Origin of the sequence: Sphingomonas profundi (assembly GCF_009739515.1) — a bacterium.
Lineage (GTDB): Bacteria > Pseudomonadota > Alphaproteobacteria > Sphingomonadales > Sphingomonadaceae > Alterirhizorhabdus > Alterirhizorhabdus profundi.
In genome coordinates this window covers 1,194,430-1,217,576 of sequence record NZ_CP046535.1, presented here as the reverse complement: position 1 = coordinate 1,217,576, position 23,147 = coordinate 1,194,430, and the positions used below count along the sequence as shown (strand labels likewise).

The 23,147-nt window shown below is 68.9% G+C and carries 22 protein-coding genes and 1 tRNA gene; 16 read left to right on the top strand and 7 right to left on the bottom strand.

What is annotated here, in order from left to right:
• Positions 1–18: 18 nt before the first annotated feature.
• From GNT64_RS05730 to GNT64_RS05705, 6 genes are read right to left on the bottom strand one after another with little or no spacing between them, the layout of a single operon-like run.
• Complete coding sequence (locus tag GNT64_RS05730; protein ID WP_156678633.1) at positions 19–291, bottom strand: HPr family phosphocarrier protein; 273 nt, start codon at positions 289–291, stop codon at positions 19–21.
• Positions 288–695, bottom strand: coding sequence for a PTS sugar transporter subunit IIA (locus tag GNT64_RS05725; protein ID WP_156678632.1), 408 nt, complete (start codon positions 693–695; stop codon positions 288–290). Before GNT64_RS05725 ends, GNT64_RS05730 begins: the two co-directional genes overlap by 4 nt.
• Complete coding sequence (rapZ, locus tag GNT64_RS05720) at positions 696–1,634, bottom strand: RNase adapter RapZ (protein WP_156678631.1); 939 nt, start codon at positions 1,632–1,634, stop codon at positions 696–698.
• Positions 1,631–2,065 carry an HPr kinase/phosphorylase gene (locus tag GNT64_RS05715; RefSeq protein ID WP_231639302.1) on the bottom strand — a complete coding sequence of 145 codons (435 nt, stop codon included), beginning with the start codon at positions 2,063–2,065 and terminating at the stop codon, positions 1,631–1,633. The genes rapZ and GNT64_RS05715 overlap by 4 nt, the downstream gene beginning before the upstream one ends.
• The gene (locus GNT64_RS05710; RefSeq protein ID WP_156678629.1) at positions 2,062–3,627 is read right to left on the bottom strand and encodes a sensor histidine kinase; all 1,566 of its coding nucleotides are present in this window, start codon (positions 3,625–3,627) and stop codon (positions 2,062–2,064) included. The genes GNT64_RS05715 and GNT64_RS05710 overlap by 4 nt, the downstream gene beginning before the upstream one ends.
• A 24-nt stretch (positions 3,628–3,651) precedes the next feature.
• Positions 3,652–4,368, bottom strand: a complete 717-nt coding sequence (locus GNT64_RS05705; RefSeq protein ID WP_156678628.1) for a response regulator transcription factor — start codon at positions 4,366–4,368, stop codon at positions 3,652–3,654.
• Positions 4,369–4,561: 193 nt separating this feature from the next.
• On the opposite strand from GNT64_RS05705, the gene GNT64_RS05700 reads away from it, so the two are divergent.
• From GNT64_RS05700 to paoC, 4 genes are all read left to right on the top strand, one after another.
• Complete coding sequence (locus GNT64_RS05700; protein ID WP_156678627.1) at positions 4,562–6,160, top strand: phosphoenolpyruvate carboxykinase; 1,599 nt, start codon at positions 4,562–4,564, stop codon at positions 6,158–6,160.
• 561 nt (positions 6,161–6,721) lie between these two features.
• Positions 6,722–7,372, top strand: a complete 651-nt coding sequence (paoA, locus tag GNT64_RS05695; RefSeq protein WP_156678626.1) for an aldehyde dehydrogenase iron-sulfur subunit PaoA — start codon at positions 6,722–6,724, stop codon at positions 7,370–7,372.
• The gene (locus GNT64_RS05690; protein WP_156678625.1) at positions 7,369–8,319 is read left to right on the top strand and encodes an FAD binding domain-containing protein; all 951 of its coding nucleotides are present in this window, start codon (positions 7,369–7,371) and stop codon (positions 8,317–8,319) included. The genes paoA and GNT64_RS05690 overlap by 4 nt, the downstream gene beginning before the upstream one ends.
• Before the next feature lie 3 nt (positions 8,320–8,322).
• Positions 8,323–10,521: an aldehyde oxidoreductase molybdenum-binding subunit PaoC gene (gene paoC, locus GNT64_RS05685; RefSeq protein WP_156678624.1), complete on the top strand. Its 2,199-nt coding sequence runs from the start codon at positions 8,323–8,325 to the stop codon at positions 10,519–10,521.
• A 33-nt stretch (positions 10,522–10,554) separates the two neighbouring features.
• Here the strand turns inward: paoC and GNT64_RS05680 are convergent.
• Positions 10,555–10,631, bottom strand: a tRNA-Arg gene (locus GNT64_RS05680).
• Between the two features lie 308 nt (positions 10,632–10,939).
• On the opposite strand from GNT64_RS05680, the gene GNT64_RS05675 reads away from it, so the two are divergent.
• From GNT64_RS05675 to GNT64_RS05620, 12 genes are all read left to right on the top strand, one after another.
• A complete protein-coding gene (locus GNT64_RS05675) occupies positions 10,940–11,545 on the top strand; it encodes a PEPxxWA-CTERM sorting domain-containing protein (protein WP_231639301.1) in 606 nt (201 codons plus the stop codon).
• A gap of 64 nt (positions 11,546–11,609) precedes the next feature.
• Complete coding sequence (gene ku, locus GNT64_RS05670) at positions 11,610–12,533, top strand: non-homologous end joining protein Ku (RefSeq protein ID WP_156678622.1); 924 nt, start codon at positions 11,610–11,612, stop codon at positions 12,531–12,533.
• Positions 12,530–15,046 carry a DNA ligase D gene (ligD, locus tag GNT64_RS05665; protein ID WP_156678621.1) on the top strand — a complete coding sequence of 839 codons (2,517 nt, stop codon included), beginning with the start codon at positions 12,530–12,532 and terminating at the stop codon, positions 15,044–15,046. Before ku ends, ligD begins: the two co-directional genes overlap by 4 nt.
• Positions 15,047–15,125: 79 nt before the next feature.
• Complete coding sequence (gene cobA / locus GNT64_RS05660; RefSeq protein WP_156681455.1) at positions 15,126–15,914, top strand: uroporphyrinogen-III C-methyltransferase; 789 nt, start codon at positions 15,126–15,128, stop codon at positions 15,912–15,914.
• A 43-nt stretch (positions 15,915–15,957) separates the two neighbouring features.
• Positions 15,958–16,254: a DUF2849 domain-containing protein gene (locus tag GNT64_RS05655; protein WP_156678620.1), complete on the top strand. Its 297-nt coding sequence runs from the start codon at positions 15,958–15,960 to the stop codon at positions 16,252–16,254.
• Positions 16,255–16,458: 204 nt separating this feature from the next.
• Positions 16,459–18,093, top strand: a complete 1,635-nt coding sequence (locus GNT64_RS05650; RefSeq protein ID WP_156678619.1) for a nitrite/sulfite reductase — start codon at positions 16,459–16,461, stop codon at positions 18,091–18,093.
• Positions 18,086–18,511 (top strand): DUF934 domain-containing protein, encoded by a 426-nt coding sequence (locus tag GNT64_RS05645; RefSeq protein WP_156678618.1) that lies wholly within the window; start codon positions 18,086–18,088, stop codon positions 18,509–18,511. Before GNT64_RS05650 ends, GNT64_RS05645 begins: the two co-directional genes overlap by 8 nt.
• Positions 18,504–19,262: a phosphoadenylyl-sulfate reductase gene (locus tag GNT64_RS05640; protein ID WP_156678617.1), complete on the top strand. Its 759-nt coding sequence runs from the start codon at positions 18,504–18,506 to the stop codon at positions 19,260–19,262. The genes GNT64_RS05645 and GNT64_RS05640 overlap by 8 nt, the downstream gene beginning before the upstream one ends.
• Positions 19,263–19,324: 62 nt before the next feature.
• Complete coding sequence (locus GNT64_RS05635; protein WP_156678616.1) at positions 19,325–19,678, top strand: hypothetical protein; 354 nt, start codon at positions 19,325–19,327, stop codon at positions 19,676–19,678.
• A gap of 153 nt (positions 19,679–19,831) precedes the next feature.
• A complete protein-coding gene (locus GNT64_RS05630; RefSeq protein ID WP_156678615.1) occupies positions 19,832–21,634 on the top strand; it encodes a TadE/TadG family type IV pilus assembly protein in 1,803 nt (600 codons plus the stop codon).
• Positions 21,631–22,224, top strand: coding sequence for a TadE/TadG family type IV pilus assembly protein (locus tag GNT64_RS05625; RefSeq protein WP_231639299.1), 594 nt, complete (start codon positions 21,631–21,633; stop codon positions 22,222–22,224). Before GNT64_RS05630 ends, GNT64_RS05625 begins: the two co-directional genes overlap by 4 nt.
• Positions 22,221–23,009 carry a pilus assembly protein gene (locus tag GNT64_RS05620; RefSeq protein ID WP_197277295.1) on the top strand — a complete coding sequence of 263 codons (789 nt, stop codon included), beginning with the start codon at positions 22,221–22,223 and terminating at the stop codon, positions 23,007–23,009. Before GNT64_RS05625 ends, GNT64_RS05620 begins: the two co-directional genes overlap by 4 nt.
• The last annotated feature ends 138 nt before the right edge of the window (positions 23,010–23,147 follow it).

Genomic DNA, 23,147 nt, shown 5'->3' with positions numbered 1-23,147 from the left:
TGCTGGGGAGGATCGGGCTCAATCCTCGCCGAACTTGGCCTCTACCAGCTCCACCAGCGCCACCACCGCGCGCTCGGCATCGGCGCCCGTGGCGCTGATGAGGATGCTGTCACCCATCGCCGCGCCCAGCATCATCAGCCCCATGATCGATGTGCCGGCCACGCGCGAACCGTCCTTCTCCACCTCGATCTCGGCGGCCTGGCCGCTGGCGAGGGTGACGAACTTCGCGCTCGCCCGCGCGTGCAGGCCGCGCCGGTTGGTGATCTGGACCTGGCGTTCCACCGCCGTCATGCGGCCGCCTCGCCCAGCACTTCGGACGCGACGGAGATATATTTGCGGCCCGCTTCGCGGGCGGCGGCGACGGCCGCCTTCACGTTCATCATCTTCCTCGCCCCCTCCAGCCGTATCAGCATCGGCAGGTTGATCCCCGCTATCACCTCCACCCGCCCCGGCTCCATCAGCGAAATGGCGAGGTTGGACGGGGTGCCGCCGAACAGGTCGGTCAGCACGATCACGCCCGATCCGCTCTCCACCGCCGCCACGGCGCGGGCGATATCGGCGCGGCGCGCCTCCATGTCGTCCTCCGGCCCGATGCAGATCGGCTCGATCGCCGCCTGCGGCCCGACGACATGCTCCATCGCGACGACGAACTCGGCCGCGAGGCGGCCATGCGTCACGAGCACCAATCCGATCATCTACCCATCCGCGTCTGTTCCAGCCTGCCCGCTTTGCCGCGCCTTTCGCGAGTCGGGAACCGGCGCGGCGAGGTCACGATGCACGACCGTGGGCGAAAATGCCGCGTCGCGCAACCGGCCCGCCACCCGCTCCGCGACGTGCACGGAACGATGGCGGCCGCCGGTGCAGCCGAAGGCGATCGTCACATAGGACTTTCCCTCGCCGGCGTAGCGCGGGAGCAACAGCAGCAGCAGATCCTCGATACGGCCGACGGCCTCCTCGTAGGCCGGATCGGCGGCGACATAGTCGCCCACGGCGGCGTCGAAGCCGGTCAGCGGACGCAGCGCCGCATCCCAGTGCGGATTGCGCAGGAAGCGCATGTCGAACACCAGATCCGCCTCGCGCGGCACCCCGCGCGAGAAGCCGAACGACATCACCGTCAGGGTCGGCGCGGCGTTGGTATGCCCGGCGAAGCGCCGGCGCAGATCCTGCTGCAGCGCGTTGGTGGTGGTGGCGGTGGTGTCGATCACATGATCGGCCCGGCGGCGCAGCGGCGCCAGCAGCTCGCGCTCGCGCAGGATGCCGTCCGCCACCGGCCGGTCCATCGCCAGCGGGTGCCGCCGCCGCGTCTCGGAAAAGCGCCGCGCCAGCTCCGCGCCGGAGCAATCGAGGAACAGCGTTTCGACAAGGCCGCCGTCCGCGCCGATGCGGGCGGCGCGCGCCAGCACCGCCTCCGCCTCGAAGCCGCGCGTGCGCGCATCGATGCCCACCGCCAGCGGCCGCTCGCCCTCGCCTGCCGCCTGGGACAGCGGCACGGCCAGCAGCCGGTCGAGCAGCGGCAGCGGCAGATTGTCCACCACCTCCCAGCCCAGGTCCTCCAGCGTGCGCAGCGCGGTCGACTTGCCCGCGCCCGACAGGCCGGTGACGAGGAGGATGCGCGCGCGCCGCTCCCCGCTCATCCGGCGATCCCCGCCAGCGCCAGCTCCACCTTGATCGGCGCCGATCCCTCCAGCGCCGCCAGCGCGACCAGCGGCACGGCGATGCCGGCCAGGTGGCGCACCCGCGCCTCCGGCATCCGCTCCACCGGCTCGTCCAGCGCCACCAGCAGGGCGACGGGCACGGCGGGCAGGCAGGCCATCTCGACGATGCCGATGCCGCGCACCTCGATGCGGCCGGCGATGCGGCCGGGTGGGGTCGCGATCAGCACGCCATCCTCTTCGTGCAGATCGGTATAGTCGTCCGCCACCAGCCGCGCGCCGCGATCGATCAGCCGCAGCGCCAGATCGGACTTGCCGGCGCCCGATCGGCCTGCCAGCAGCACCCCGCGCCACCCGCCCCCGCGCGAGATCGCCACGGTGGTGGCGTGGATGGTCTCGCGCGCGCCGCTCACCGCTCGGGCGCCACCGGCAGGCGGACGAGGAAGCGGGCGCCGGTGCAGCCGTCGTCGCGATCCTCCACGTCGATCGTGCCGTTGTGCGCCTCGACGATCGCCTTGGCGATGGCGAGGCCCAGGCCGCTGTGCCGGCCGAACGCCTCGCCCTCCGGCCGGATGCTGTGGAAGCGGTTGAAGATCGCCTCGCGCGCCGCCTGCGGCACGCCCGGCCCCTCGTCGTCCACCCGCACCAGCACGCGATCGCCGTCGCGCGTGGCAGCGATCTGCACCAGCCCGCCCGGCGGCGAGAAGGATATGGCGTTGTCGACGAGGTTCTCGACGACCCGCGTCAGCCGCGATCCGTCCCCCAGCACCACCGCCGTGCCGGCGTGCGGGCGGGCGAAGGCCAGGCGCACGCCGTGGTTCTGCCCGCGCTCCTCGCGCTGCGCCACCAGCCCCTCGATCGTCGGGCCGAGATCAATCGTCTCGAACCGCGCGCGGGAGAGTTCGGCGTCCAGCCGCGAGGCATCGGCGATGTCGGTGATGAGGCGGTCGAGCCGGCGCACGTCGTCGCGGATCACCTCCAGCAGCTGCTCGCGCAGCGCGTCGTCGGTGACGCGGCCCATGCTCTCCACCGCCGATCGCAGCGAGGCGAGCGGGTTCTTCAGCTCGTGCGTCACATCGGCGGCGAACGCCTCGGTCGCGTCGATCCGCTGCCGCAGCGCCAGGCTCATGTCGGAGAGGGCGCGCGCCAGCAGCCCGATCTCGTCCCGGCGGGAGGGCAGTCGCGGCACCTGCACCTCGCGCGCGCGGCCCAGCCGCACGCGGTGCGCGGCGCGGGCCAGCCGGCGCAGCGGCCGCACGATCGTGCGCGCCAGGAACAGCGAGAGCAGGATCGAGGCGGCCACCACGGCGCCCAGCACGATGCCCAGCCGCAGCCGTTCCGCCCGCACGATGCGGACGATGTCGCGCGCATTGTCGGTGGAGAGCAGCACGGCCCCCGCCACCCCCGGCAGCGGCGTGGCGACGGAGAGGAACGGCGTCCGCTCCGGCGCGCGGCGCAGCTTCTGCACGGTGGCGTCGTCGCGCCGCGCCGCCACCGCCTCCGGCCAGGCACCGAGCCGGTCATGGCTGGGCTCGGTGATCGTCTCCGGCCGGTCGGCGCCCGCCACCGTATCGATCACCCGATCGAGGAAGCGGGCGGCGCGCCGCTGCAGCGGCTCCTGCGAGGGATCCCGCATCGTGTAGGTGGGACGGGAGAGCGCCCAGCTGTCGATCGGCGGCGAGGTGGCGTCCGGGTATAGGCGGAAGCGCAGATCGGTGGCGGCGCCCAGTTGCGCCAGCAGGGCGGCGCGGTCCTTGGCGGCGGCCGCCGCCGTCGCCTGCGCCACCAGCCTCGTCTCGACCGCCGCCTGGTCCAGCCGCCGGTCGATCACCTGCGCGCGGTAGCTGTCGAGATAGAAGAAGCCGCCGGCCAGCATGGCGAGGGCGAAGATGTTGACCGCCAGGATGCGCGTGGTGAGCGACCATCGGCTCGACCAGACGAGCGCGAGATCGGCCTCGTCGCTAGCGCGCCGCACGCGCCCGCCTGCGCCCGGCCGCCGTCACGCCGCCTCTTCCGAGAAGCGGTAGCCGACGCCGTACAGCGTCTCGATCGCCTTGAAGCTGTCGTCCACCGCGCGGAACTTGCGCCGCAGCCGCTTGATGTGGCTGTCGATCGTGCGATCGTCGACATAGACGTCGTCCTGATAGGCGGCGTCCATCAGCTGATCGCGCGACTTCACGAAGCCGGGCCGCTGCGCCAGGGAGTCGAGGATCAGGAACTCGGTGACGGTCAGGGTCACGTCGTGGCCGTTCCACTCCACGCGGTGGCGGGCGGGATCCAGCTTCAGCCGGCCGCGCACGATCGGCTCGGCCACCGGGCCGGCCGGCTGCTCCCCCTCCGGCACGGCGCGCGCCTCGGTGCGGCGCAGGATCGCGCGGATGCGGGCGATCAGCAGCCGCTGCGAGAAGGGCTTGGTGATATAGTCGTCCGCGCCCATGGCGAGGCCCAACGCCTCGTCCAGCTCGTCGTCCTTGGAGGTGAGGAAGATCGCCGGCGCGGCGCTCCGCTCGCGGAAGCGGCGCAGCAGCTCCATCCCGTCCATGCGGGGCATCTTGATGTCCAGCACGGCCAGGTCCGGCGGATTTTCGGTCAGCGCCTTCAGCGCGGCCTCGCTGTCCGAATAGACGCGGACGGCGAACCCCTCGGACTGCAGCGCGATCGAGACGGAGGTCAGGATGTTGCGATCGTCGTCGACCAGCGCGATGGAAGCCGTCATCTTGGCCGCCCGGCCTCCCTCGTGAACCCCGCCTGCCTAGCGCATGGCGGCGGCACCGGCAACAAAGCGGAGTGTCCCGTGGCTCGCCATTTTCATGGCTTTGACGGGTCCGCACTTTCCTATATGCGCCGCAGTCAAGGCAAAACGACGTACCGATTTTGCATGGATTGACGGCTTGCAAGGAGAAGTTCCAGTGTCCGATCGAGTGCCCGCCTACGGGCTCGACAAGCAGGGTTTCGACGTCGTGGCCGCGGTGCACTGGAATCTCGGCACCGCCCCGCTGGTGGAGGAGGCCGTGACGCGCGGCGAGGGCATCCTGGCCAAGGACGGCCCGCTAGTGGTGAAGACCGGCAAGCACACCGGCCGCTCCGCCAACGACAAGTTCATCGTCCGCGACGCCGAGACGGAGGAGACCGTCTGGTGGGGCAAGACGAACAAGGGCATGACGCCCGAGCATTTCGCCGTGCTGAAGAGCGACTTCCTCGCCCATCTCGCCACCCGTGACGACCTGTTCGTGCAGGATCTCTACGGCGGTTCGCAGCCCGAGCATCGCGTGCAGGTGCGCGTCATCAACGAGCTCGCCTGGCACAGCCTGTTCATCAAGACGCTGCTGGTGCGGCCGGAGGCGGACGCCCTGCCCGGCTTCGTGCCCGAGTTCACGATCATCGACCTGCCGAGCTTCCGCGCCGATCCGGAGCGGCACGGCAGCCGTTCCGAAACCGTGATCGCGGTGAACTTCACCGAGAAGCTGATCCTGATCGGCGGCACCAAATATGCCGGCGAGATGAAGAAGTCGGTGTTCGGCATCCTCAACTACAAGCTGCCGATGGACGGCATCATGCCGATGCACTGCTCGGCCAATATCGGGCCGGACGGCACCTCGGCGATCTTCTTCGGTCTCTCCGGCACCGGCAAGACGACGCTCTCGGCCGATGCCAGCCGCACCCTGATCGGCGACGACGAGCATGGCTGGTCCGACACCGCCGTGTTCAATTTCGAGGGTGGCTGCTACGCCAAGATGATCCGCCTCTCGCCGGACGCCGAGCCCGAGATCTACGCCACCACCAAGCGCTTCGGCACGGTGCTGGAGAATGTGGTCTGCGATCCCGAGACGCGCGCGCTGGACCTGGACGACGACACGCTGGCCGAGAACAGCCGCGCCTCCTACCCGATCGACTTCATCCCCAATGCGTCGGACGACAATATGGGGCCGGTGCCGTCCAACGTGATCATGCTCACGGCCGACGCCTATGGCGTGCTGCCGCCGATCGCCAAGCTGACGCCGGACCAGGCGATGTACCACTTCCTCTCCGGCTACACCGCGCGCGTGGCCGGCACCGAGATCGGCGTGGTGGAGCCCTCGGCCACCTTCTCCACCTGCTTCGGCGCGCCGTTCATGCCGCGCCACCCGTCGATCTACGGCAACCTGCTGAAGTCGCGCATCGCCAAGGGCGGGGTCGATTGCTGGCTGGTCAACACCGGCTGGACCGGCGGCAGCTACGGCACCGGCAGCCGGATGCCGATCAAGGCGACGCGCGCGCTGCTGAACGCCGCGCTCGACGGCAGCCTGAACGACGCCGAGTTCCGCACCGATCCGAACTTCGGCTTCAAGGTGCCGGTGGCGGTGGCGGGCGTGGACTCGAAGATCCTCGACCCGCGCGAGACCTGGGCGGACAAGGACGCCTATGACGCGGTGGCGCGGAAGCTGGTCGGCCAGTTCATCGAGAATTTCGAGCAGTTCGAGAGCCACGTCGACGAAGGCGTGCGGCAGTCGGCGCCGAAGGCGGCGTAATCCTGTCCTTTCGTGCCGGGCGGTAGCAAGCCGCCCGACACGGAAGGCGACCAGGGCGGCATATCCACCGCACATCGCGACAATATCGGCCGATCGGAGGCGCGTCGCGATGGGCGGCCTTGCCTCGCAGGCTCGCCATCATCGCCGCGTTGGCGGAACCCGTGTGAGTCACCTGCGAGGTGTGCCGATCGCGGGCAACCTCCCCCACCAGAACCGCCTGTCCGATGCCTGACTGAGGCGGGCGTGTCTCTCCGCTTCGTGTCGCACCACGGACCCTCCTGAAGCACGCGGCCTCAGTGCCTTCACGAGCTTGTCAGCAGCCTGTCGCAAGCCGTCGGACGGATCCGATCGACCGGACGGACCGCGTGACGGCACATGCTCCGCCCGTAAGCTGTACGGTCGTGTTTGCAGGCAAGGCTTCGTCACGAAACCGGATGGCCGATCCCTTCGTTACGGAATTCGCCCTATATCATTCCACACGCCCGGCGCCTTATTCCCGCAGTCAGACAAGCACCCGTCCCTCCTCCTAGCGGAGAGGCGGGACGACGAAAGAGCAGAACCATGTCAGAGGCCTTCCCCTTCGCGCTCTCCCGGCGGGAGATCATCGCCAGCGGCGCGGTGACCGTGGCGGCGGCCGGCGTTCCGGCCGGCGAGGCGCAGGCGGCCCCGCCCCGCGTGGCCGAACCGACGATGCCGGTGACGCTCACCGTGAACGGTCGCGACCACAAGCTGTCGCTGGATACCCGCGTCACGCTGCTGGATGCGCTGCGCGAGCATCTGCACCTCACCGGCACCAAGAAGGGCTGCGATCACGGCCAGTGCGGCGCCTGCACGGTGATCGTCGACGGGCGCCGGATCAACAGCTGCCTGACATTGGCGGTGATGCACGAGGGCGACCGGATCACCACGATCGAGGGGCTCGGCACGCCGGCCAAGCTGCATCCGATGCAGGCGGCCTTCGTGACGCATGACGGCTATCAGTGCGGCTACTGCACGCCTGGCCAGATCTGCTCGGCGGTGGCGGTGCTGGACGAGATCAAGGCAGGCATACCCAGCCACGTCAGCGCCGACATCACCGCCGCACCCCGTCCCACGGCCGAGGAGATGCGCGAGCGGATGAGCGGCAACATCTGCCGCTGCGGCGCCTATTCGAACATCATCGAGGCGATGCAGGACGTGGCCGGCGTGAACCCGGCGGGAGCGAAGGCATGAAGGCGTTCACCTATCAGCGGGCGAAAAGCCCGGCCGAGGCGGCCACCGCCGTGATGGCGCAGCCCGGCGCGAAGTTCATCGCCGGCGGCACCAATCTGCTGGACCTGATGAAGCTGCAGATCGAGACGCCGCAGCATCTGGTGGACGTGAACGGCCTCGGCCTCGATACGATCGCCGCGACGGCGGACGGCGGCCTGCGCATCGGCGCGCTCGTCCGCAATACCGATCTTGCGGCCGACAAAAGGGTGCGGCGCGACTATGCGGTCCTCTCCCGCGCGCTGGTGTCCGGCGCGTCCGGCCAGCTGCGCAACAAGGCGACCACCGCCGGCAACCTGCTCCAGCGCACCCGCTGCCCCTATTTCTACGACACCACAAAGCCGTGCAACAAGCGCCAGCCGGGCGCCGGCTGCGCCGCGATCGGCGGGTTCAACCGCAACCTGGCGATCATGGGCACCAGCGAACAGTGCATCGCCACCCACCCGAGCGACATGGCCGTCGCCATGCGCGTGCTGGACGCGCAGGTGGAGACGGTGAAGGCGGACGGCGCCACCCGCGCCATCGCGATCGCCGATTTCCACCGGCTGCCCGGCACCACGCCGAACGTGGAAACGGCCCTGGCGCCGGGCGAGCTCGTCACCGCCGTCACCCTGCCCCGGCCGCTCGGCGGCACGCACGTCTATCGCAAGGTGCGGGATCGGGCGTCCTATGCGTTCGCGCTGATCTCGGTCGCGGCCGTGATCCAGCCGGACGGGCGCGGGCGCATGGCGTTCGGCGGGCTCGCCCACAAGCCGTGGCGCGTCGAGGCGGCCGAGGCCCGGATCGGCGAGGGCGCGAAGGCCACCGCCGCCGCCGTGCTGGCCGGCGCCCGCACCACGCCCCAGAACGCATTCAAGCTGCCGCTCGTCGAGCGCACCATCGGCGCCGTGATGGCGGAAGCGAAGGCCTGAGCCATGAAGTTCGATACGCCCGCCACCACCAATCCGATCGACGCGCTGAAGGTGATCGGCCACCCGCACGACCGCATCGACGGGCCGCTGAAAGTGAGCGGCCAGGCGCCCTACGCCTATGAGCGGCACGATGCGATCGCGGACCCGGCCTATGGCTACATATTGGGCGCGGCCGTGGCCAAGGGCCGCATCACCGCCATCGATCTGGCAGATGCCAAGGCCGCGCCCGGCGTGCTCGCGATCGTCACGTGGCAGAATGCCGGCACCCTCGCAAAGGCCAAGGCGCACACCGCGCGCCTGCTGGCCGGGCCGGACGTCGAGCATTTCGACCAGGCCGTCGCCGTCGTGGTGGCGGAGACGTTCGAGCAGGCACGCGCCGCCGCCAAGCTGGTTCGCGTCGATTATGCCCGCGCCAAGGGCAATTACGATCTCGCCGCCGCCAAGGCGACGGCGGTGAAGCCCGAGGAGGGCACCCCCGATACCGCCGTGGGCGATTTCGCCGGCGCGTTCGGCAAGGCGGCGGTGAAGCTGGATCAGACCTACACCACGCCCGATCACTGCCACGCGATGATGGAGCCGCACGCCACCACCGCCGCGTGGGAGGGGGACAGGCTGACGCTCTGGTCCTCCAACCAGATGATCGCCTGGGCGGTGCGCGACATGAGCGAGACGCTGCTGATCCCCAAGGAGAATATCCGCGTCATCAGCCCCTATGTCGGCGGCGGCTTCGGATCCAAGCTGTGGGTGCGATCGGATGCGCTGATGGCTGCGCTCGGCGCGCGGGCGGCCGGGCGGCCGGTGAAGCTGGCGCTGGCGCGGCCGCAGATCTTCAACAACACCACCCACCGCCCCGCGACGATCCAGCGCATCCGCATCGGCGCCGGGCAGGATGGGCGAATCACCGCGATCGCGCACGAGAGCTGGTCCGGCGACCTGCCCGGCGGCGGGCCGGAGACGGCGCCGAACCAGACGCGCCTGCTCTACGCCGGCGCCAACCGGCTGACGGCCACGCGCCTGGCCACGCTCGACCTGCCGGAGGGCAACGCCATGCGCGCGCCCGGGGAAGCGCCCGGCATGATGGCGCTGGAGGTGGCGATGGACGAGCTGGCGGAGACGCTGGGCATGGATCCGGTGCAGCTGCGCATCCTGAACGACACCCAGGTCGATCCGGAGAAGCCGACGCGTGCCTTCTCCCACCGCAACCTGATCGGTTGCCTGCGGACGGGGGCGGAGCGGTTCGGCTGGTCCCGGCGCAACCCGCGCCCCGCGCAGGTGCGCGACGGTCGCTGGTTCGTCGGCATGGGCGTCGCCTCAGCGTTCCGCAACAACATGACGCAGAAGTCGGCCGCGCGCGTCGGCATCGATCGCAAGGGCGTGGTGACGGTCGCCACCGACATGACCGATATCGGCACCGGCAGCTACACCGTCATCGCCCAGACCGCGGCCGAGATGATGGGCGTGCCGCTGGACAAGGTGGTGGTGCTGCTCGGCGACTCCACCTTCCCGGTCTCGTCCGGCTCGGGCGGCCAGTGGGGCGGCAACAGCGCCACCGCCGGCGTCTATGCCGCCTGCGTGAAGCTGCGCGAGGCGATCGTCGCGAAACTCGGCCTCAACGCCGCCGACGTGACCTTCGCGGACGGCAAGGTCCGTTCCGGCACGCGCGCCATCCCGCTGGCCGAGGCTGCCGGGGCGGACGGCCTCTCCGCCGAGGATCGCATGGAATATGGCACCCTGAGCAAGACCTACGCCCAGTCCACCTTCGGCGCCCACTTCGCCGAGGTGGGCGTGGACATGGCGACCGGCGAGATACGCGTGCGGCGGATGGGCGGCGCCTTCGCCGCCGGCCGCATCCTCAACCCCAAGTCCGCCCGCAGCCAGGTGATCGGCGCGATGACGATGGGCGTGGGCGCGGCGCTGATGGAGGAGGCGGTGGTCGACCCGCGCTTCGGCTATTTCGTCAATCACGACATGGCGGAATATCACGTGCCGGTGCATGCCGACGTGCCGCATCAGGACGTGGTCTTCCTGGACGAGGTGGACGACAAATCCTCGCCGATGAAGGCCAAGGGCGTGGGCGAGCTCGGCATCTGCGGCGTCGGCGCGGCGGTGGCGAACGCCGTCTACAACGCCTGCGGCGTCCGCATCCGAAATTATCCGCTGACCCTGGATAAGGTGCTGGCCGGTCTGCCGCGCGTGGCGTGACGCATGCCGGCCGCCGCTCGCAAGGGCTGAGGCTGGTGCCCCGGGAGAGACTCGAACTCCCGACCTGCGGTTTAGGAAACCGTTGCTCTGTCCTGCTGAGCTACCGGGGCAACGGCCGTTTTCCTAGATTTCTGCGGCCTACGGGTCAACGCGGAATGCAAGGAGACGCGCGGGATGCAGCGGGTCGCGGTGGCACAGCGGGTCTCACAGTCTCCTCTCTCGTCAGGTTCGAACGCCTCGCTGGTCGATTAGACCTGACGCATCTTGCTTATCTTTCGATCGACCACGCAGCGCGCCAGATCAAAATCATGTGCACTTGCGTTAAGCAGGATCAAGCCTTGACTCGGCACAGTATTAACGGATTGTTAACCCCACCATTACGGGGGAAATCGCCATGATTCGCGCCAGATTGCCTGCGTTGAGCTTTGCCCTGCTGCTGGTGACGACGGCGCTGACGCCGGCCGACGCCGCCATCGTGACGCTTCCGTTCGCCGGCCGGCTCACCAGCGCCGTCAACAACGTCTTCGACGATCCAGACATCCCGCAGGGCAATTTTTTCGCCGTGGGACAGGCCTTTTCCGGCACCTTCAGCTATGACGACGCCGATCCCGGCGATTTCGACGGCAGCATCTTCATCTCCTATGCGCTGACCCGCTTCGACCTCGTGATCGGCGGCGAGGACTTCTCGGATCGCTTCATCCCCCGCCTGGTCGGTCGCTCGACGGACGGTACCGTCGATATCGTCTCGGGCGGCGCGGATCAGGGCGGCGGCGCCCGGCTGTCGGTGGACCTCGGGTCGTTCGCGCCGGCCAATCCCTCGGCCGGCCAGCTCATCGGCCGCACGGCCTCGTTCACCTACGACGATTTCTATCCGCTCGGCGGGCAGCTCGCCGGCGTCGCGACGATCGGCTCGGTGCCGGAGCCGGCGACGTGGGCGATGATGATCGGCGGCTTCGCGCTGACCGGCGCCGCCATGCGCCGCCGCCGCTCCGTCGCTGCGAAGGTCAGCGTCCGCTTCGGCTGACCGCGCCGGAACGACTCGCCCGCTCGCACATTGAATCGCTCTCGCAACGATTCGGGAGCGAACCATGGCCGCGCGCGCATATTGGCAGGGTCAGATCCGGCTCGCCCTCGTCTCGATCCCGGTCGAGATCTACTCCGCCACAAAGAGCGGCGCGTCGATCGCCTTCCACCAGATCCACGAGCCCAGCGGCAAGCGGGTGAAGTATGAGAAGGTCGTGCCCGGCATCGGCCCGGTCGATCGCGACGAGATCCTCAAGGGCTTCGAATATGAGAAAGGCAGCTACGTGCTGCTGGACGAGAAGGAGATCGAGGGCGTCAAGCTGGAGAGCAAGAAGACGCTGGAGCTGACCCAGTTCGTCGACGCGCACGAGATCGACGCTATCTACTTCGAGAAGCCATATTATGTGGTCCCTGCGGACGACCTGGCCGAGGAGGCGTTCGTCGTGCTGCGCGAGGCACTGCGCAAGACGCGCAAGGTGGGCATCGGCCAGCTCGCCCTGCGCGGCCGCGAATATGCAGTCAGCCTCAAGCCCTGCGGCCGCGGGCTGGTGCTGGAAACGCTGCGCTACGCCGACGAGGTGAACAAGGCCGCCTCCTACTTCCGCGACATCGGTGACGCGAAGCCCGACGAGGATCTGCTCGATCTCGCCACCACCCTGATCGAGAAGAAGGCCGGCAAGTTCGACGCATCCGAGTTCCACGACCGCTACGTCGATGCGCTGCGCGACCTGATCGAGCGCAAGAAGGAAGGCAAGACGATCAAGGCCGACGACGGCGACGATGCGCGGCCGAAGGGCTCCAACGTCGTCGACCTGATGGCCGCGCTGAAACGATCGCTCGACAAGCCGGGCGCGCCCGCCAAGGCGGAGGAGAAGGCGCCGGCCAGGAAGCCCGCCGCGCGCAAGGCCCCGGCCAAGAAGGCCGAGCCGGAGCCGCCGGCGGAGGAGAAGCCCGCGCCCAAGCGCCGCGCCGCCGCCAAGCGCGCATGAGCGATCCGCTCGCCACCTACAATGCCAAGCGCGATTTCGCGAAGACGGCGGAGCCAGCGGGCAAGCGGGGCACTGCGGCCGGCAACATCTTCATGGTGCAGAAGCATGACGCGACGCGGCTGCACTGGGATTTCCGGCTGGAGCTGGAGGGCGTGCTGAAGAGCTGGGCCGTCACCCGCGGCCCCAGCCTGAACCCGGAGGACAAGCGCCTCGCCGTCCGCACCGAGGATCATCCGATGGATTATGCCACGTTCGAGGGCAGCATCCCCAAGGGCCAATATGGCGGCGGCACGGTGATGCTGTGGGATCGCGGCACCTGGACGCCGCACCCGGGCAAGGATCCGGTGAAAACGCTGGCCGAGGGGCACCTGCACTTCACGCTGGATGGCGAGCGGATGAAGGGCGAGTGGATCATGATCCGCCTCAAGCCGCGCGGCCGGGAGAAGAACGAGAACTGGCTGCTGCGCAAGGTGGCGGACGCGCATCAGGGCGGATCGGACGATCTGGTGGAGCGCGCGCTCACCAGCGTCGCCACCGGCCGCACCATGACCGAGATCGCCGACGGCGCTCCGGCGAAGACGCGTGAAACGGGCGCCAAGCCGCGCAAGGCGACGCGCAAGCCGGCAGCCGCCACGCCCGCCGGCAAGCCCCGCGCGAAGCCGCTCAAGGCGCAGCCCCTGCCCGCCTTCGCCGCGCCGCAACTCGCCACCCTGGTCGATCATGTGCCGCCCGGCGGGGATTGGCTGCACGAGGTGAAATATGACGGCTATCGCTGCCTGCTCGCGATCGCCGGAGACAAAGCGAAGGCCTATACCCGCACCGGGCTGGACTGGTCCGATCGGTTCGCGCCCATCGTGCAGGCGGCCACCGCGCTCGGCATCGGCAGCGCGCTGATCGATGGCGAGGTGGTCGCGCTGGATCGGGATGGTCGGCCGAGCTTCCAGACGCTGCAGGCGGCGCTCAAGGAAGGCAGCGCCCCCCTCACCTTCTTCGCCTTCGATCTGCTCGAGGAAAACGGGCAGGATCTCAGCCCCCTGCCCAATCGCGAGCGCAAGGCGCGGCTCGCCACCTTGCTGGAAGGCGTGAGCGAGCCGATCCGCTACGCCGATCATATCGCCGGCGAGGGCGAGAAGCTGTTCAACACGCTGTGCGCCGCCGGCTACGAAGGCGTCATCTCCAAGCGCGCGGACGCCCCCTATCGCGGCCGGCGCAGCCAGAACTGGCTGAAGATCAAGTGCATCCGCCGGCAGGAGTTCGTCGTCGTCGGCTGGACGCCGAGCGAGAAGGGACGCGGCTTCCGCTCGCTGCTGCTGGGCCTGAACGAGGACGGGCGGCTGCGCTACGCCGGCAAGGTGGGCACCGGCTTCGACGCCGCGGGGATCGAGACGCTGATGGCGAAACTCACGCCGCTGGAGCGGGAGACAGCGACGGTGGAGGCGCCGCGCGCCGCCGTGCGCGGGGCGCACTGGGTGGAGCCGAGCCTTGTCGCCGAGGTGGCCTTTGCCGAAATGACGCATGACGGCGTGCTGCGCCACTCGAGCTTCGTCGGCCTGCGCGAGGACAAGCCGGCCGCCGACGTGGTGAAGGAGGCGCCGGTCGCCGCGCCGAAGCCGAAGCGCGCGAAGGCAGCCGCCAAGCCGGACGAGAAGCCGTTCGGCATCGCCATATCCAGCCGGGAGCGCGTGATCTTTCCGGAGTCGGGCATCACCAAGGGCGAGCTGGCCGACTATTACGCGATCGTTGCGGAGCCGATGCTGGGCTGGCTGGCCGATCGGCCCGTCAGCCTCGTCCGCTGCCCGCAGGGGCGCGCCAAGCACTGTTTCTTTCAGAAGCACGATGCCGGCAGCTTCGGCGACACCGTAAGAAAGGTGCCGATCCGCGAGAAGGACGGGCATGACGAGCCCTATCTGTACGTGGATGACGGCGCCGGCCTGCTCGCCTGCGTGCAGATGGGCACGATCGAATTCCACGGCTGGGGATCGAAGGTGGCCGATGTCGAGATGGTCGATCGCCTGGTGTTCGATCTCGATCCGGACGAAGGGCTCGGCTTTCCGGCGGTGAAGCGAGCGGCGCTGTTCCTGCGCGGCGTGCTGGCCGATATCGGCCTCGTCACCTTTCCGATGCTGTCGGGCGGCAAGGGCGTCCACGTCGTCGCGCCGCTCGATGCGACGGCGGACTGGGTGGCGGTCAAGGATTTCGCCAGTCGCTTCTCCAAGGCGCTCGGCCAGGCGCATGGCGACATGTTCACCGCCAACATGAAGAAGACGGAGCGCAAGGGCCGCATCTTCCTTGACTGGCTGCGCAACCAGCGCGGCGCGACGGCCGTGCTCCCCTACTCCGCCCGCGCCCGCGCCAACGCGCCGGTGGCCGCGCCGATCACCTGGGAGGAGCTTGAGGAGACGGAGAGCCCCGCCCGCTTCACCATCCGTGACGCCGCCGAGCTGGTGAAGCGTGCCCGCGGCAGGAACCTGAAGGGGTGGGGCGTCGCCCGGCAGGCGCTGCCGCCGCTCTGACCCATCACGAAACTTCTGCTAGCCCGATCCCAAGCATCGCTGGATTGCGTTGCGGGCGATGAACGCCCATCTGGCCGCCATGGGAAGTCTGCTCGATCCGCACGCGCGCGGGCGCGTCATTCTCGTCGGCGCCGGCCCCGGCGATCCCGGCCTGCTCACCGTGCGCGCGGTCGAGGCGCTGCGCATGGCGGACGTGGTCGTGCATGACGGGCTGATCGACATGCGCGTGCTGGATCATGCGCCGCCCCACGCGCAGCGCATCTCCGTCGCCAAGAAGCGCGATCGCCACACCCTGCCGCAGGAGGCGATCAACGCGCTGATCGTCGCCCACGTCCGTGCCGGATCGGTGGTGGTACGGCTGAAAGGCGGCGATCCCTTCATCTTCGGGCGCGGCGGCGAGGAGGTGGAGGCCGTGCGCGCTGCCGGCCTGGCCGTGGAGGTGGTGCCCGGCGTGTCCTCCGCGCTCGGCTGCGCGGCGGAGGCGATGCTGCCGCTCACCCATCGCGACTGGTCCAGCGCGGTCAGCTTCGTCGCCGGCCAGTGCCGCGGCCTGTCGGAGCAGGACTGGTCCGGCCTCGCCGGGGTCGGCCGCACGCTGGTGATCTACATGGGCCTCTCCTGCGCGCGCGCCATCGCCGAGAAGCTGATGGCGGACGGCGTCAGCCCCGGCATGGCGGTGGCGGTGCTGGAGCGCGGCACGCTGGACGGCAGCCGCGCGCTGCGCACCCTGCTCGCCGATCTCGGCGACATGGTGGAGCGCGAGGGCGTCGTCAGCCCGGCGATCATCGTCGTCGGCGAGGTGGTGACGCTCTCGGACGCCGAGGACCGGCTGGCGACGCTCGCCCGCCGGGCGGAGCGGATCGCGTGAGCCGGCACGCGCAGCAATCGATCAAGCCTCAGCGGAGCGACTGGTGAAGATAGTCACGGGCAACGATCTGGAATCGGGCGACGTCATCTGGTGGACCGGCGAGGGCTGGTCGCGCCACGTGGCGGAGGCGGTGGACGCCGGCTCCCACGGCGAGGCGATCGCCGCGACCGAGGAGGCGGCACGGCGCGTGAACGGCCCCTATGTAATCGACGCGACCGAGACGGCGGACGGCCCCCGCCCCGCCCACATCAAGGATCGCATCCGCGCCGCCGGCCCCACCGTGCGGCCCGATCTGGGCGTGAAGCCCGCCGACGCCGCCCGCGGGGATTGGATCATATGAGCATGATCGCGCAGGGACGCGGAGGCGCGGGGACTGCGTCTTCGATCGAACGACCCGGCCAGACGCCGCAGGCCTTCCAGGCCGCTGGCGTGGCGCGACAGGCTCTCGCCGGGCGCACCGTCTCCGCGTCTCCGCGTCTCTGCGCGAACCCACTCGACGGGACCCCAATCTCCGCACACCCGACAGACCATCGGATCGCAGCCCATGTATAGATATGACGAATATGACCAGGCGATCGTCGACACCCGCGTCGCCGAGTTTCGCGATCAGGTGCAGCGCCGCATCGCCGGCGAGATGAGCGAGGACCAGTTCAAGCCGCTGCGGCTGATGAACGGCCTCTACCTCCAGCTCCACGCCTACATGCTGCGGGTGGCGGTGCCCTACGGCACGCTTGACGGCCGCCAGATGCGGATGCTGGCGCACATCGCCCGCAAATATGACAAGGGCTACGGCCACTTCACCACGCGCCAGAACATCCAGTATAACTGGATCAAGCTGGACGAGGCGCCCGACATCCTCGCCGATCTCGCCACCGTCGAGATGCATGCCATCCAGACGAGCGGCAACTGCATCCGCAACATCTCGTCCGATCAGTTCGCCGGCGCCGCCGCCGACGAGGTCGAGGATCCGCGCCCCTGGGCCGAGCTGCTGCGCCAGTGGAGCACCTTCCACCCCGAGTTCAGCTACCTGCCGCGCAAGTTCAAGATCGCCGTGATCGGCGCGGACGAGGATCGCGCGGCGGTGAAGCTGCACGATATCGGCCTCCAGCTGCACCGCAACGATGCGGGCGAGGTGGGCTTCCGCCTGTTCGCCGGCGGCGGCATGGGCCGCACGCCGATGGTGGCGCCGGTGATCCGCGAGTGGCTGCCCAAGGCGGATCTGCTCAGCTATGTCGAGGCGTGCCTGCGCGTCTACAATCGCTACGGCCGACGCGACAATATCTACAAGGCGCGCATCAAGATCCTCGTCCACGAGCTTGGCGCGGCGGAATATGCGCGGCAGGTGGAGGAGGAATGGGCGCATGTGAAGACGCTCGGCCTCGATCCGCCCGCCGGCGAGTATGAGCGCATCGCCGCCTATTTCGCGCCGCCGGCGTTCGAGGCTGACCTGCCGGACACGGTTGACCGCAGCGACCCCGATTTCGCGCTGTGGCTCGATCAGAACGTCCGCGCGCACAAGCAGCCGGGCCACGCCGTCGTCACCATCAGTCTGAAGCCGATCGGCGGCATTCCCGGCGACGCCTCGGCCGATCAGATCGACCTGATGGCCGATCTCGCCGAGCGCTACGCCTATGACGAGCTGCGCGTCACCCATGCGCAGAACATCGTGCTGCCGCATGCCCGCACGCGCGACCTGCACGCGATCTGGCAGGCGCTGGACGAGGCGGGCCTGGCCACCGCCAATCTCGATCTCATCAGCGACATCATCGCCTGCCCCGGCCTCGATTATTGCAGCCTCGCCAATGCCCGCTCGATCCCGGTGGCGCAGAAGATCGCGACGCGCTTCGCCGATCCGGCACGGCAGCGCGATCTGGGCGAGCTGAAGCTGAAGATCAGCGGCTGCATCAACGCCTGCGGCCACCACCATGCCGGCCACATCGGCATCCTCGGCGTCGACCGGAGGGGCGAGGAGAATTATCAGCTGCTGTTCGGCGGATCGGGTGCGGAGGATGCGAGCCTGGCCAAGATCGTCGGCCCCGGCTTCTCGGAAGACGGCATCGTCGATGCGGTGGAGAAGGCGGTCGAGACCTATCGCGGCCTGCGGACCGAGGGCGAGCGCTTCCTCGACACCTATCGGCGCGTCGGCATGGCCCCGTTCAAGGAGGCGATCTATGGGTGAGCTGCTGCGCTACCGCGATGACGAGCGCCACGAGGAGCCCGCCGTCACGCTCGATGCCTTTCTCGGCCAGACCAACGCCACCGCCGTCCGCCTGGAATCGGATGAGGATGCGCGCGCGCTGATCCCGCATCTCGATCAGCTCGCTCTGGTCGAGATCGCCTTCCCCAAGTTCCGCGACGGGCGCGGCTATTCCGCCGCCCGCATCCTGCGCGAGGCGGGCTATGTGGGGGAATTGCGCGCGCAGGGCGACGTGCTGGTCGATCAGATCCCGCTGATGCGCCGCTGCGGCTTCGATGCGTTCGCGCCGGAGGCCGACATTGATGCCGCGGCGCTGACGCGGGCGCTGGATCGCTACGACCATGTCTACCAGAAGGCGGCGGACGGCCGCTCGCCGGTATGGGCGCTGCGGCATGGCTGAGGCCGCGCGCAGGATCGACCTGATCGACGTGAACCCTCGCTTCGTGATGGCGGAGGCGGTGGCGCTGAACAACCGCTTCCGCGGCGTCGACACGGCCGACATGCTGCGCGCGGTGCTGACCGAGCGGCTGGTCGGCAAGGCGGCGGTCGTCTCCTCCTTCGGGGCGGAATCGGCCGTGCTGCTGCACCTCGTCGCCAGCATCGATCCCACCGTGCCGGTGCTGTTGCTCGACACGCTGAAGCTGTTTCCGGAGACGCTCGCCTATCGCGATACGCTGGTCGCCCGCCTCGGCCTCACCGACGTGCGCAGCCTGCGGCCCGATCCGACGGCGCTCGCGGCCAAGGATGCGACGGACCTGCGCTGGTCCTATGATCCGGACGGCTGCTGCGAGATCCGCAAGGTGGAGCCGCTGGCGCGCGGTCTGGAGGGGTTCGATGCCTCGATCACCGGCCGCAAGGGCTTCCAATCCGCCACCCGCACCGGCCTGCCGCGCTTCGAGGTGGAGGACGGGCGGATGAAGGTGAACCCGCTCGCCAGCTGGACCAAGACCGATCTCGACGGCTATTTCGCCGCGCACGATCTGCCGCGCCATCCGCTGGAGGCGGAAGGCTATCTCTCGATCGGCTGTGCGCCGTGCACCAGCGTGGTGAAGCCCGGCGAGGATCCCCGCGCCGGCCGCTGGCGGGGGTGGGACAAGGTGGAGTGCGGCATCCACAGCGACGTGCCGACGGAGAACGACCCGATCTTCTGATCGCGCGGTGGAACCGCTTCGCCGCGCCCCTGTTACCCGCCCATCGGCACAGGGGTGCGGCAATGGTGGCTTCATACTGGAAACTGGGCCTCACCCTCGCGGCGGGTGTCGCGCTCGGCACTGTCGCCGGTCAGGCGACGATCGCCGGCATGGCGCCGCCCATAGCACCCCGCACCTCGCTGCCCGATCGCCTCGATGCGCCGGCGGAGGGCGAGGTGTACGGTCCCGATCGTTATGCCGACGCCAATCCGGATCTGGCGGATCAGGCCCGCATCGCCGATGCCTGCGAGGACTGCTCGGACTATGATCTCGGCTATCGCTTCGCCGCCGCGCGCCATCTGCGCACCACCGCCGACTGCATGGATTATAGCTGGTCGTACCAGCGCGGCTGCCTGGCCTATCTGCGCGAGGGCTGAGGCCCTGCCCCGATCCGGCACGCTTCCGCGCCGGGCGGCGGCAAATATCCCGGTCGCCTGCGCAGAAGGATTAATCGAAATTTAGCCGCTTTCCCGCAGAGGAGGACGCAGTGGGCGCGCCGGGCGCCGGGTTTGCGGCGGGGACACAGACGAATGGTCGGGCGCGAAGCGCAGGGTGAGCGGGCGGACAGGTCATTTCTCTCGAGGCTGGCGCGCGACACCGGCGGCAACACGCTGGCGATCGTCGGCGCGTCGCTGCTGCCGCTGCTGGCGATGATGGGCTCCGGCATCGATCTCACCCGCACCTACATGGCGCATGCGCGGCTGCAGCAGGCGTGCGACGCCGCGGCCCTGGCAGGCCGTCGCGTGATGAGCGGCGGCGTCGTCAATCAGACGGTGACGGACGAGGCCCGCAAGTTCTTCAACTTCAACTTTCCGCAGGCCACCTGGGGCACCGCCGCCTTCACGCCCTCGATCACCCAGGGGCCGGACTCGACCGTCGTCGTCGCCGCCAGCACCACCATCCCCACGCAGATCATGCGCCTGTTCGGCTTCACCACCTTGCCGCTGGACGTGACCTGCGACGCCAAGCAGGATTTCGTGAACACCGATATCGTGCTGGTGCTGGATACCACCGGATCGATGGACCAGGATGTCAACGGCACCGACGTAAACGGCGGCCCATCCTCCAAGATCGTGGCGCTGCGGGCGGCGGTGCTGGCCCTCTATGACGAGCTTACCCCGGTGCAGACCAAGCTGGAGGCGGCAGGCCTGCGGCTGCGCTACTCGATCGTGCCCTTTTCCAGCGGCATGAACGTCGGCGCGATCCTGAAGTCGGTCAACCCGAACTACATCGTCAGCGACAACTACACCTACCAGTCGCGCATCGCGAAATATGCGCATTCGGAAACGGGCACCACCGCCAGCTACTGCAGCGGCAAGGGCGGCTCGCGCAGCAACAGCGGCACCTGCACCTACACGGACAACAATCCATCGGGCGGCACCTTCGCCAGCTGGACCTACCAGCCGATGACGTATCCCGTGACCGACTATGTCAACACGCTGAGCGCCAGCGGGGCGACGCTGGGCACCGTCAACACGCCGGCGCAGAACACCACGGTCACCCCTTACGGCATCTACGCGAAGCTGACCTATCCGGCGCCGATCGCCGCCACCTCCAGCTGGAAGGGCTGCATCGAGGAGCGGCAGACCGTTTCGACGATCACCGGCTCCTCCGGCTACACTATCCCCAGCGATGCCTGGGATCTGGATATCGACATGATCCCGAACGGCAACAACGCGACCAAGTGGGCGCCCTACTGGCCGGAGGTGGAGTTCCGCGCCGACGGCGTCGATCAGGACGCTTACCAGAGATATTATTGGGAGAATTACCGCAGCTTCCCGGGCTACAATTCCAAGCCGCAGGTCGCCTGCCCCGCGCCCGCCACGCGCCTGCAGGTGTGGAGCCGCGCGACGCTTTCCACCTATCTCGACACGCTGACCCCGGATGGCGGCACCTATCATGACAACGGCATGATCTGGGGCGCGCGCCTGCTCTCCCGCGGCGGCATCTTCGCGGCGGACAATCCGGCCACCTACGGCAGCATGCCGGTATCCCGCCAGGTCATCTACATGACGGATGGCATCATCGATACCGGCGCCACCCTCTACCACACCTACGGCATGGAGAAGTGGGATAAGCGCGTCACCGGCGGCTACACCACCGACGCCGATTCCGATGCCCGGCACGATCAGCGCTTCAAGATGATGTGCGCGGCGACCAAGCAGATGGGCGTCTCGATCTGGGTGATCGCCTTCGCCTCGACCCTCTCGGACTCGCTCAAGAGCTGCGCGACCAGCGAGGCGCAGGCCTCCGTCTCGGCCAATTCGGCGCAGCTCACCGCCAAGTTCGTCGAGATCGGCAAGAGCATCGGCGCGCTGAGGCTCACGCAGTGACGGGCCTGCGCCGCCTCGGCCGACGCCTGCGCCGCGATCGCCGCGGCGCGGTGATGGTCGAATATGCTTTCGTCTGCATCCCGCTATTCATCATCCTGCTGGTGCTCACCGATTTCGGTTATCGCGCCTATATCGGCTCGATGGTGGAAGGCGCTCTGCACAAGGCCGCCCGCCGCGCGACGGTGGGCAACCAGACGCCGGACCAGATCGACGCCTTCATCCGTAGCCAGCTCTCGTCGTTCCAGCGCAACGTGACGGTCACGATCGACAAGCGCAGCTACTCGCAATTCTCGGGCGTCGGCAAGGACGAGAAGTACGTCGATTCCAATGCCAACGGTGTCTACGATCGCGGCGTCGACTGCTACTATGACGATAATGGCAACGGCATGTGGGATCCGGCGGCGACCGCCGGACGCACCGGCCTCGGCGGATCGGACGATCTCGTATACTATACGGTGCGGGCCGATTTCCCGCGCATTGTGCCGCTGAGCCGCTTCCTCGGCTGGGCGGATGCCGAGCAGGTGCAGGCCAACATGGTCCTCAAGAACCAGCCTTATGGCTCGCAGGCGTTCCCGCAATGCAAGAAATGACCCGTCGCCGGCATGCCCTCCGCGCCGCCCGCCGCTTCGCCGCCCGCCTGCACGCGGACGAGCGCGGCGCCGAGCTCATCTCCTTCGCGCTCACTCTGCCGGTGCTGCTGCTGATGGGTCTGGGGGGGCTGGAGATTGCGAGCTTCGGCATCGCCAACCTGCGCGTCAGCCAGATCGCGATGACCGCCGCCGACAATGCCGGCCGCGTGCGCGATCAGATCACCGAGGGCGACATCAACGAGATCATGACCGGCGCGAAGTTCGTCGGCCGCAGCATTGGGTTCGCGGATCACGGCCGCATCATCATCTCCAGCCTGGAATCGCGCACCGACGTGTCGGGCAACAATCCGAACAATTACCAGTGGATCCGCTGGCAGCGCTGCGCCGGCGCGAAGAATGCGAGTTCCAGCTACGGCACGCCGGAAACCTCCGGCGGCGCCGTCATCTCCGACGGTACCGAGGCGTTCCGGACGGACGGCGTCACCGCCAGCAGCGCCCCTTCCAACCAGGCGAAATCCACGCCGGGCAACGGCACCGTCGACACGCAGACCGGCATGGGCCCGCAAACCTCCGGCCGCCAGCAGGTCGCGGCGGCACCCGGCACCGCCGTGATGTTCGTCGAGGTGGTCTATGATTATCAGCCGGTCGTCGCCAACCGCTGGATCAGCGAGACGCAGATCAGCGCCGTGCGCGCCTTCAACGTTCGCCAGCGCACCGATCAGCAGCTGAAGTTCGGCACCGTCGCCTACGCCGACATAGCGCGGTGCAACAAGTTCACCGCCTGAAGCATGGCGGGATACGCGGACTTGGCGCGGCGGGGACGAAGCAGACAGGATCGTCCACCCACGGCTTCGATGGCAGCGCCGCACGGCGGGAGCGGCAAGTATATGGCGCCGTCAAGAGCGAAGGTGGCGACGTGTCGT